The 11,872-nt window shown below is 37.9% G+C and carries 11 protein-coding genes; 10 read left to right on the top strand and 1 reads right to left on the bottom strand.

The window, feature by feature from the left end; all coding sequences use genetic code 11:
* Positions 1 to 286: 286 nt before the first annotated feature.
* Complete coding sequence (gene glnE / locus ESZ39_RS16190; protein WP_223270425.1) at positions 287 to 3,184, bottom strand: bifunctional [glutamate--ammonia ligase]-adenylyl-L-tyrosine phosphorylase/[glutamate--ammonia-ligase] adenylyltransferase; 2,898 nt, start codon at positions 3,182 to 3,184, stop codon at positions 287 to 289.
* 146 nt (positions 3,185 to 3,330) lie between these two features.
* Between glnE and ESZ39_RS16185 the strand changes: the two genes are divergently transcribed.
* From ESZ39_RS16185 to ESZ39_RS16140, 10 genes are all read left to right on the top strand, one after another.
* A complete protein-coding gene (locus tag ESZ39_RS16185; protein WP_146880964.1) occupies positions 3,331 to 4,308 on the top strand; it encodes a hypothetical protein in 978 nt (325 codons plus the stop codon).
* Between the two features lie 8 nt (positions 4,309 to 4,316).
* Entirely contained in the window at positions 4,317 to 5,219 is a 903-nt protein-coding gene (locus ESZ39_RS16180; RefSeq protein WP_146880961.1) for a DUF350 domain-containing protein, read from the top strand.
* Between the two features lie 101 nt (positions 5,220 to 5,320).
* Positions 5,321 to 7,027, top strand: a complete 1,707-nt coding sequence (locus ESZ39_RS16175) for a polyamine aminopropyltransferase (protein ID WP_146880960.1) — start codon at positions 5,321 to 5,323, stop codon at positions 7,025 to 7,027.
* A gap of 219 nt (positions 7,028 to 7,246) precedes the next feature.
* A complete protein-coding gene (locus ESZ39_RS16170; protein ID WP_146880959.1) occupies positions 7,247 to 7,660 on the top strand; it encodes a YjfI family protein in 414 nt (137 codons plus the stop codon).
* 23 nt (positions 7,661 to 7,683) lie between these two features.
* Positions 7,684 to 8,373 (top strand): PspA/IM30 family protein, encoded by a 690-nt coding sequence (locus ESZ39_RS16165; RefSeq protein ID WP_146880963.1) that lies wholly within the window; start codon positions 7,684 to 7,686, stop codon positions 8,371 to 8,373.
* A gap of 95 nt (positions 8,374 to 8,468) precedes the next feature.
* Positions 8,469 to 9,107: a hypothetical protein gene (locus ESZ39_RS16160; RefSeq protein WP_146880958.1), complete on the top strand. Its 639-nt coding sequence runs from the start codon at positions 8,469 to 8,471 to the stop codon at positions 9,105 to 9,107.
* 2 nt (positions 9,108 to 9,109) lie between these two features.
* Complete coding sequence (locus ESZ39_RS16155) at positions 9,110 to 9,439, top strand: hypothetical protein (protein WP_146880957.1); 330 nt, start codon at positions 9,110 to 9,112, stop codon at positions 9,437 to 9,439.
* Between the two features lie 372 nt (positions 9,440 to 9,811).
* Positions 9,812 to 10,297 (top strand): potassium channel family protein, encoded by a 486-nt coding sequence (locus ESZ39_RS16150; RefSeq protein ID WP_223270424.1) that lies wholly within the window; start codon positions 9,812 to 9,814, stop codon positions 10,295 to 10,297.
* Between the two features lie 785 nt (positions 10,298 to 11,082).
* Complete coding sequence (locus tag ESZ39_RS16145; RefSeq protein WP_146880956.1) at positions 11,083 to 11,301, top strand: hypothetical protein; 219 nt, start codon at positions 11,083 to 11,085, stop codon at positions 11,299 to 11,301.
* Positions 11,302 to 11,323: 22 nt separating this feature from the next.
* A complete protein-coding gene (locus tag ESZ39_RS16140; RefSeq protein WP_146880955.1) occupies positions 11,324 to 11,575 on the top strand; it encodes a hypothetical protein in 252 nt (83 codons plus the stop codon).
* Positions 11,576 to 11,872 lie beyond the last annotated feature (297 nt).

Below are 11,872 nucleotides of genomic sequence, written 5' to 3'. Positions count from 1 at the left end.
TTTTTGCTCTATCGCTAGTTGGCTAGTTAATTGTTCGAGTTGTTCAAATGAATTATTCATATACAATCTCACATCAATTACTGTATGTAACCTCAGTATAGCATCAATTAACTACGACATAGCCAATTTGATTAATTAAGTGATCTACTTTTTCATGAGGAAAAATGGACAAATACAAGGCATAAAATTTAGTAAGTAGTTATTCTACTTATAAATTTTATAACGCAGTAGTTATTCATTTTAACCATTAAAAATGAGCAGGTAATTAATCAACTTGGTATAATACCTACTGTAGTAACTGTTCAACAATTACCATTACCTGACTATACTGAGTGGAAAATTCAGTAACGGGGATCATGGCGGCGCTGTTTTGCAGAGTTGCATGATGACTGATATCACGTAACTTGCAGTAATTATCCACCAAAGCCTGCTGTTGCTGTTTTGTTATTACCCCTATATTTGCTAAATACTCCAGCAGATTAATATTGTCTGAATAATCGCTCAAATTGGGGTGTTGAGCACTGTGTGCTAAAACCAAATATTGTACAAGAAACTCAATATCAACTAAACCGCCGAGTCCCTGCTTAATATCGACTGCAGTCTTTGATGATTTATCTAAATGTTGACGCATTTTATTACGCATTTTTATCACGTCTTCACGCAACACCGCTTTATCACGTACTCTCATTAAAACATTGCGCTTAATTTCTTTAAATCTCGCGGCTAATGCTGCGCTACCATAAATTATTCTGGTACGGACCAACGCTTGGTGCTCCCAGGTCCAAGCGTCACTAGACTGGTAATGAGCAAAGGTATCAATGTGCACCATTAAAAGGCCGGCACTACCCGACGGTCTTAAACGCATATCTAGCTCATATAAAATACCATTTGCCATACGAGTATTAAATAAGTGCATCATACGTTGAGCAAGTTTCAAGTAAAATTGTCCCGCAGAGATCGACTTATCCCCTGAGGTCATTTCTGCCAAGTCAGCGTCATGGACAAAGACTAAATCTAAATCAGAGCTATAACCGAGTTCAACCCCGCCTAACTTGCCATAACCAATAACAGCAAAGCCTTTATCTTGGCCGTCTAACTTACTCGTTGGCACGCCAAAACGCAGTGCCATTTGTTGCCACGCTAAGTTTGCTACTTCTTCAAGTAGTGCTTCTGCCAGTGCGGTTAAATGATCACTGACTTTGGTAATTGGTAAAATATCAGTAATATCTGCAGCCGCGATACGCAGTTGTTTAGCTTGTTTAAACTGACGTAAAGTGATCATTTGCGCTTCTTGATCGTCTTCAGGTACCCGTAACATGGTTTCACGTAGTTCTGCGACATAAGAAGATAACAGTGGTGGCTGATAAAATAGTTTAGGGTCAATCAATTCATCAAGTAAGATGGGGAATTTAGCAATGTGCTCTGCCACCCAGCTACTGTTACGGCACAAATGAATTAATTGCTTTAATGCCCCTTCATTTTCAAATAATAATTCCAGATAGGCTGTGCGTGTTGCCACGGTTTTTAGTACGCCTAATACTCGTGCTAATGTTTGATCGGTCAGTCTTAAATCCGCAAGATGCCACAGCACAGTTGGGATCAATTTATCTAGCACTTGACGACCACGGCTGCCCATACTGCGTTTGATCATTTCAGCGCGAAAACCGCTCAGCGCTTGCCATATAGTTTCACTGTGAGAAAACTCAACACCAGCTTTTGTGTCTAGTAATTGCGGAGACTGATCAATCCAAGCGATAGCCTCCTCATCACTCCATTCACTATCCCAAAGTGTGGTCCAATATTGGTCAACCGCCTGACGATTTGGACTTTCCTCACCAATTAGCTCACCAAATTGCTGGTGAACGCCTTGCATATGAAAAGTAAGCTGTGCAAGAAAAGTTGACCAGTTTGTACAGTTTTCATCGCCAAGAATGGTGACTAAACGCTGCTGGTCTAATTCATTGTCAGGTAAGGTTTGAGTTTGTTGATCATTTAACGCTTGAATAATGTTTTCAACACGACGCAAGAATCGATAACTAGCGGTTAGTACTTGCGCACTCGCTTGCATAAGCACATCGTGAGTTACCAAAAAAGGCAGCACGGTGAGTAAGTTACGGTGTTGTAAATCAGTAACACGACCACCTCGGATCATTTGAAAAACTTGCACAATAAATTCAACTTCACGAATCCCCCCCGCACCCAGCTTGATATTATTATTAAGTTGCTTGCGCCTAACCTCTTGGGCAATCATAGCTTTCATACGTCGCAGGCTGTCGATAACACTAAAATCAATGTAGCGTCGATAAACAAAAGGTCGTAACATGTTAGACAACTGGTCATGATATTTGCCCTCTCCAACCAGCCGCGCCTTTAACATTGCATAACGCTCCCAATCACGCCCTTGATCTTGATAGTAATCTTCCATAGCATTAAACGACAAGACTAATGGCCCACTTTCACCAAAGGGGCGTAAACGCATATCAACACGATAAACAAAGCCGTCAGCGGTATGTTGATTTAACGCGGTAATTAATTTTTGTCCCAAGCGCGTAAAAAACAATTGATTGTCGATACTTCGCCTAAGCCCTTGCGTTGCTCCCGCTTCAGGGTAGACAAAGATCAAATCAATGTCAGAAGAAAAATTGAGCTCTTGACCACCTAATTTCCCCATGCCATAGACCAGTAAACTTTGTGCTTCGTTAGCACTGTTAACCGGCACACCCCATTTACTTTCACAAAAGCTTGTTAACCAAACATTGGCCGCAATAATTAAACTATCAGCTAATAAAGATAGTCGTTTTAACGATTCATCAAGCGTTATCTGCAATAAAAAATCACCAACCGCGATATGCACCATTTGTTTTAAACGAAACAATCGCAGGCATTTTTGCAGCTGCTCTTCTGTCGAGCATTTATCAACACTGTCAGCGAGCAGAACATTATATTGCGGGGTTTGGCTCGACAATAACTGCTCGCTATTGAACAGCTCTACAAGCAATTCAGGTGCCTGTATAGCACTGCGCAGAATAAAGTCACTTAACGCTAACGCCTTTTGAAACAGCGCTAAACGATCGTATGATAAAGTATCGGTAACATTCGGATGTTGTTGAGAAAACTGTAACCAACTATCAGCTTGTTGGCTGACAAGTAATGGCGAAAATGGCAAAGGGGATGAATTAGACACGTTATCCTCGATAAAAGCTAAAATAAAAAATGAGTGAAAATTAACAATAGGTCACAAATTAATTTCACTGATATACTTAAAAAAATAGACATAATATGTCAGAAGTGATATTAATAAATAATAACCATAGCATTTTTGAGGACACTATGGCAGAAATGCAGCCGCTAAAATCAATGATACTCTTGCTGATGTTATTGCTCTCCGCTTGTGGAGATCCAATAAAAGGGCAAATAACCCAACAAATCCCACTTACTGAACAACGTATTGAATTACTTGCACAAGCACTTGCTAACGGGCAAGTTCGTAATGCCAATTTAATTAGTCAATACGGGGAAAGGTTACTACAAACCAAAGCGCATTATAAACCTTTAATTGATGAATTTTTAAAAGATACGGGGACAAAAGGCCCGATGTTTCTTGCCTTAGTCGATCGACTAAACACGGTAAAAAAACAACCACAAATGTTTGAGAGTTCTCAAGCCATCTATGATGAATTATTAAACTTATATCAAGCGGCTGATCCCGTACTATATTCTGATGCCTTAAGTGATCCGCTTAATGTCTTGGCTGATATGTCTGATGGCACCTTACCGCGCGTTAACGCGCTGTCAAAAGAGCAAAGCCTTGTGGCCAATAAGGCACAAGACTTTGGCACTGGCGAGCAACTTATTGGTAACCCGTCTTATGGCAACTGGACTACTGGCTCAAATGGCATGTCATTTTGGGCTTGGTACGGTATGTACTCTATGATGGGTGATGTATTTGGCTCTCGCCGAACCAGTTATAATGATTGGGGCCGTAACCGAAATTATAGTTACTACAATGATTATGGCCGCAAACGCTACAGCTCGCCAAATCAATTACGTAAACAAACAGATTTAGATACCCGCACCAAGAAATCATTTCAAAGCCGTGGCCAAAAATACACCAGTACTTACAGCAAAAATAGAACTGGCGCGTCAAGTATTTCTAGCCAGAGCAAAAGTGCACAAACCAGTGCCAATCGATTTGCTAGCAAAACAGCCAATAAAAGCACTTATGCAAAATCAAGCACAAGTGGCAAAAATGCTAGCTTTAGAAACAGTAAGAGTACAACATCACGCAGTTTTAGACGTGGAAAGTAAGGATAAATATGAATACATTTATTGAAATAACTGGCCTAAACATAGAGTTATTAATTTTCTTAACTATCGACATTACGATTGCCATTATATTACTTTGCGCCATGCGCTTTATCAGTGGTTTATCCGCAAAAGTTAACTCAACCGATGAACTTGCCAAAGAAGATAACTTTGCTTTTGGTATCAGTGTTGCCGGTAGTGTAGCTGCCTTGGGCATTGTGCTAACCGGTGCCATTACCGGTGAAAACGCCGATAGTTATTTAATGGAAATTGTTGGCATGGCAAGTTATGGCATTTTAGGTTTAATTTTAATTAAAGTGGGCCGGGTTTTTCATGACCGTTTTGCGTTAAACCAAATAGATAAAAATGCACAAATTAAAGCGCGTAATATTTCAGTGGGCATTGTCGATGCTGCAGGTGCTATTGCCACTGCCATTATTATTCGTGCAGTATTACTGTGGGTTTATGGTTTAGATATCAACACCTTTGCTGCTATTATCGCTGGCTTTATAGTCTCACAAGCCATGTTAGTGTTAGTTACCCGTATTAAAGAACACCAATATGCTAAGAACAATCAAAATAGCTGTATGCAAAACGCCTTTGCTGAAGGCCAAGTTGCTTTAGCCATTCGTTATGCTGGTCAAGTTATTAGCACGGCCTTAGCGGTAACAGCTGCTAGCCACTTTTTAACTTATAGCCCAGAAACATTATTAGCAAATATAGTTGGCTGGTTTGTCTTTGGTATGGTGATGACGATATTAGTCGCTATTCTTACCTCAATTGCTAAACGCCTAGTACTGATGGGTATCAACTTAGTTGAAGAAGTAGACCATCAACACAATGTTGGTGTTGCCTGTGTCGAGATGGCGATTAGCATTTCAATTGCGCTTATTTTAACCGCGTTAATGTCATAGTTTAACCAAAACATTGTTATTTAAATTATCAAGCGTAAGTTATTGCGCTTGATAATTTTTCCCGTTCATTAAAAGTAAATTAATCCAAGCTAGGAAGTACCATGACAAGCAACAGAAGTCGGCTATGGGACGATGTTCTCCTGATTTTAACTATGGCTGTTTTAGCCGGTTGTGGGCTGATATACGAGTACCTATTGTCACATTATGCTGGTCGTGTGCTTGGTATTATGGAAAGTACCATCTATGCCATGATTGGCCTGATGATTGTCGCGATGGGATTAGGTGCTTTTGCCGCGCGAAAAATTCAATGTGCATTTAATGGCTTTGTTTGGCTAGAGCTAATGATTGCTTTTCTGGGTAGTAGCTCAATACTAATTATTGGTGGACTGATCGCCCTGACACAAACTTTTCCTGACATATTAGGCTCGATGTTTAATTTGCCCCCTGATGCTTATCCGCGTGGTGGTTTGTTTAAACAACTGAGCTTTATTGCCTTTAATAGCCCCTACTTTTTCGGTCTAATTTTGGGCTTCTTTATTGGTATGGAAATACCGCTCATTGCACGCATTCGGGAAGAAATACATCAAAAGCATCTTAAAAATAATCTTGGCACCATTTACGGTGCTGACTATATCGGCGCCGGCATTGGCGCTGCCATTTGGGTAATATTTCTCTTATCTATAGACATCAGCAAAGCGAGCGCATTAACTGCCGCCTTAAATCTAACCGCTGGCATTGTCTTTATCTTATATTATTGGCAGAAATTGACTTGGCGAAAAACTTTAATAACCGCTCATGGTGTTTTGTTAGTGATGATCATGGCCATTTACCAATTTGGTAATGGTTGGCTAAATCAAATGAGTAACTTACTCTATCTCGACAAAGTTGTTTATAGCGATAAAACTCGGTATCAACAACTGACCTTTACGAAAAGAAATATGGGCCCTGAGGTAGGCAACATTATTAACTTTTATTTAAATGGCCGCTTACAGTTTTCATCCTCAGATGAATTTATTTACCATAGCTATTTAGTTAACCCAGTATTAGCTGGCTCAGCACGCCATGACAACATTCTAATTATTGGTGGTGGTGATGGCCTAGCATTAAGAGATGTTTTACAGTGGCAACCTAAAAAGGTCACTTTAGTAGACTTAGATAAAGAGTTGATTGAATTATTTAAAAACCCACATAAGAAATTACCACTGAAACTTGCTAATGCCATTGACGATTTAAACGCAGCAAGTTTGCGCGATAAACGTGTTGAAATTATTGCTGCTGATGCCTTTCTCGCTATCGACCAACTATTACAAAATCATCGAAGCTTTGACGCTATTATTGTTGACTTGCCCGACCCTAGCCATCCAGATTTAAATAAACTTTATTCAGTTAATTTTTATGCTCGATTAAAACAACTGCTGGCGGGTGATGGCTTAATTGGTATTCAATCAGCGAGTCCATATCATGCCAAAAACGCCTTTATTGCGATTGGAAAAACCGTGCAAGCTGCTGGATATTCAACTGTGCAGCAATATCATGACAACGTACCCAGTTTCGGCGAATGGGGTTGGACTATCGCCAGTAAAATGGGCGCAGCGCCTTTAACCAGATTAAAGCGTTTACCTGAGCTACCAGTTCCTCACCATTGGCTGACCTTACCTATGGTGACCAATGCCTTTGAATTTTCTCGAGACTTTTATCAAGACAGTGAAGCCATACCGATTAATTATCTTGGCAGTCATGCTATTTATCAATTACATCAACAAGCATGGCAAGATCAACAAGGCTTGAACAATGCTCATTTACAATAAGAACAATGAATACAACTTGACTAGATTATTGATTGTTTGTTTAGCACCAAGCCGTTTAGTATAAATTAAGCTAACTTAACTTAAGCTAACTTAAGAAAAATGAAATAAGCACTTGACATAATATGTCATGATGCTAAATTAACCCAACACGACATATTATGTCGTTAAGTAAAACAGTATCACTGATTTTACGCTACTTATTCGAGTATAAGGAATAACATGAATATCCATAAGATAGCTGGCTACCTAAATACCTTAGCTGATGATTCAGATACTGGAATGGTTTTTGATTGCCAACCCATTTCAGGTGAAGTTGATGTATTACAAATTACGGTATTTGGCCGTGAAGAGTTACCTATTTTTGTATCGGTAACTGATGATCAAATTCTTTGTATCACCTACCTCTGGGGTGAAGAAGAAGTTAAAGAAAATAAGACAAATGAGATGCATGTCAGTATGTTAGAAATGAATATACCCATGCCATTATCTTCATTTTCGAAAATTGGTGATAAATATGTCATTTTTGGTGCGCTAGCGATTAGCTCAACATTTGATGATATCGAACACGAGCTAGCGGTATTGAGCAATAATGCGCTAGAAATTATTGACGACATGAGTGATTACTTAATTTAAGCAGCCACCTGAGGAGTATTATGATGAGTATTTTTAAAAAAATTATGACCGCAATTCGCGGCGGCGCAACTGAAGTGGGTGAATCCATTATTGACTCAAATGCTACGCGCATTTTTGAACAAGAAATTCGTGACGCAGAAAATCACCTCACCAAAGCTAAACGTGATTTAACCGGCGTTATGGCACAACAAATGTCGTCTAGCCGTGACGTTGAGCGCATTAAACGTGAAGTTGTTGAGCATGAAGGCTATGCCGTTCAAGCCCTAGATAAAGGTGATGACGAACTTGCTTTAGCGGTTGCTGAAAAAATATCAACACTTGAAAATGAACTAGCCACACAACAACAATCACTTGATAGCTTTCAAGGTAGTGCAGAACGCTTGAAAGATTTAGTGAAAAAGAGTGAACGTCACGTTGCTGAATACAAACGTCAATTGTCTATGGTGAAAACTACAGAAAGCGTGCAAAAAGCTACCTCAGCAATTACCGATAACTTCTCATCAAGTAACTCTAAGCTATTGAGTGCCAAAGATTCATTAGAGCGCATTAAAGCTAAGCAACAAAAATTTGATGATCGAATGAAGGCCGCTGAAGTACTTGAGTCAGAAAATTCAGATAACTCACTTGAAGCTAAGCTTAAAGACGCAGGAATTGGCGCTAATGACAACAACGCAAATTCAGTATTAGAGCGTTTAAAAGCTAAAAAGAAGTAACGCACTAGTGACTATCACCGCTTTGCATCCATGATGCAAAGCGGTTTTTTCGCTTAATGTAATGCAAGTTTAGCCATCGATATTCGGAGCAAATAGTGAGCTTTTTTAAAAATATATTTAAGAAACCGACACCAGAGCGCAAACTCAACAATGTTAAAGAACTCACCCTAGGTGACATTATTGTGCTGTCAGACAGTTTTGGTTTACCAGCAGCACTAAGAGCGCAAGAATTTCAAGTAACCGCCGTTAACAGCTATGAATTTGAAAATAAAACTCAAGCAGAATGGGTCTTGCAGGGTAATGACAATACAGAGTTATATTTAACCTTGGACGTTGATGATAAAACCTATCTAAAATTTTCCTTAAAAATATTGCATCAAGATATTGAAACACTGTTTGATCTTGAACAATTTGCTGAAGTTTTTGATGAGCCAGGTCAAGCGCAATTAGCGCGCATAGCAGACAGTAGCACTACATCAGGGTGGAGCAGCGAAATATATCAACAAAGCAGTTATGCCCAAGTAGGTTACTTTCACCGTAAAGATTATCGAAAAGATGAACTTTCACCTTATCAAGGCAAAGACAGCGGTGAGCAATTTGAGCTTTATTCGCTATTTGATGAAGATCAAGATAAAGGCGTCGATATCGAAGTATGGCAAGACGGCGATACTGAAGTATTTTTAACTTTATTTAAACCCACTAGCGATATTGTTGATATGTATCCAGGGAGTTAATTGTGTCAAGAAAAATCCCCGAAAAATGGCAATCATCAGTAAAAGCGGTGAAAGCGGTACAAGTTGCTTTTGATATGGATGAGAAAATTCAACTCGCCATTAGAAAACAAGCATTAGAGGCTGGTATTAGCCCCTCAGAGCAAATTCGAGATATTCTTGGGTTGCCGATAAATAAGCGCCCTAAACGACCAAGGTTAACTGTTAGCTTGTCCCTAAGCGATTATGATCTGCTGGCCGATAAATATGAACTCTCATCTGAACAACAACTTGAAATTAAGAAAAAATTAATGGATGATTTAATTAATTATGTTGATGATGCTCAAGTTGATTAAAGCTGAGTTATACCAGTTCCATTAAGTTTGTGATCTTGTTGTGCGCAGGAAAAATGACTCAAGGTAGGCGCTCGATTGAGCAATAGCTGGGGATTGAGAGCAACACAGCCTTGAGCTATTTTAACTAGTACAAGTGAGCAATAACTTAATGGGATTGGTATAATACCAAGTTGATTAATTACCTGCTCATTTTTAATGGTTAAAATGAATAACTACAGCGTTATAAAATTTATAAGGTGAATAACTACTGACTAAATTTTATGCCTTGTATTTATCCATTTTTCCTCATGAAAAAGGTGATCACTTAATTAATCAAATTGGTATTAGATTCAATAGACCACAAAAATTAAATAATGTAAGTAAGAGATTAAAATGATAGTTGTGCAAAAAGCAATGGAAAAAACTAATTTATACCGTGTTGATGACTTTGGGATAAAAAACTACAACTACGGTTTTATTGGCATTACATCTTTCATATTATTTTTAGCTTTGAACTTATTGTTAGGCTATATTACCTATCAAGCTGAGCTTGGGCTTGAAGGCTCAAACGTGAAAAGCTATAGCGATGCTATTTGGCTAATGGTGATGTCTTCTACCACCATCGGTTTTGGTGATGTTTACCCCATTAGCTTTATCGGTCGAGCGTCTGTTTTTATGATGTTTATACTCGGTGTTGGAATACTTGGCGCTATGGGTGCGATGTTTATTAATAAAATATTTGGCTTTGCCGACACCAATATTAAAAACAGAGAGCTAAGAATGCAAAATGCCCAAATTATTACTCAAAATAACGCAATCACTGAAAAAATGCAGCAGCTAGAAGAGAAATTAGAGCTATTAGCTCAAAAGCTTGAGTAGCTGATGGTTGAATGTAGATTACAACCTTAATTAAGCTCATTAATGCTAAAGTTATACCAATTTCATTAATTAGGTGGCCTGCTTTATACGCAGAAAAAAAGACCAAATATAAGGCATTTATTTTAATAACTCGTTGTGCTAATGGTTAAAAAAACAAAGCAGCAGTTGTTTTTTTAACCAGCAGAAATAATCAGAAAATTAGTGAGGTTGGTATAATACCAATCCCATTAAGTTATTGCTCACTTGTACTAGTTAAAATAGGTAGAAAATTTTTAAGCCTAACATTAACTAAAACTAAAAAAATCTGCCAAACATAACCTTTACCTACTTAACACGCAAATAATACCAAGTTGCTTAATTACCTGCTCACTTGTACTAGTTAAAATAGCTCAAGGCTGTGTTGCTCTCAATCTCAATAGCCAGCTATTGCTCAATCGAGCGCCTTACCTTGAATTATTTTTCCTGCGCACAACAAGATCACAAACTTAATGGAACTGGTATAAGATGTTGTTAAATACACCTTTCACTAGACGCCCTAAAATAAGCAAAATAAAAATAAACCATTGTTTAATATTGACTTATTTTTAAATGTATTCTGCTAGTCATTATGTCTTGTTTTTATCTCACCACTTCTACCTCAGCACTGCTTATAAAAATTTAACCACTAGATCAATTTGATAAAAAATTTTGATTAATAACAGCAAAATAATTCACTTTCCAATTTTCCATTATCGGCCCATTATCACATCGAAAATACAAATATGATTTTTTTATAAGGTAAAGAAATGAACATTGATACATATGCAGACACTGATATTGATGAAGATTCAAATTTTGACACCGGTATTGCTGGTTTTGAAATTGCCTATGGTTCAACCAGTAAAAAAGCAATTAGAAAAACAGCAAAACAAACTTACCAAGTCAGACAAAGATTAGATTCATTAAATGAAAAAAAATTTCTTGATAGACAACTTAATTCATTAAGTGATTATTGGGACATGTAATGAAACATCAACGAGATTCGAGATGAAAAAATTAATTTTAGCGCTAGCTGTACTGATACTAATGTCCAATACAGCATTTGGCCAAGAAGATGAACCCGAATTAATGGCAGCCTCACCGGACTATGTCATTAGTCTTTTAGCACAATGTAAAGATGATGCAGTAGAAGACGAAATTACCACATCAGCAATGAACAGTTATTTATTAACCTGTATCAATGATGAGCTAGAAGCTAGTTATTACATGGTAATTAAAGTTCTACCAGAAGAGGACTAGAATCGATAACTTATACCAATTTGATTAATTAAGTGATCTAATTTTTCATGAGGAAAAATGGATAAATACAAAGCATAAAATTTAGTCAGTAGTTATTCACCTTATAAATTTTATAACGCTGTAGTTATTCATTTTAACCATTAAAAATGAGCAGGTAATTAATCAACTTGGTATTATACCAGTTCCATTAAGTTTGTGATCTTGTTGTGCGCAGGAAAAATAACTCAAGGTAAGGCGCTCGATTGAGCAATAGCTGGCTATTGGGATTGAGAGCAACACAGCCTTGAGCTATTTTAA

It is taken from the genome of Colwellia sp. C1TZA3, assembly GCF_007954265.1.
Lineage (GTDB): Bacteria > Pseudomonadota > Gammaproteobacteria > Enterobacterales > Alteromonadaceae > Cognaticolwellia.
The sequence above is the reverse complement of the archived record's forward strand: the minus strand, read 5'-3'. Positions and strand labels throughout refer to the sequence as shown.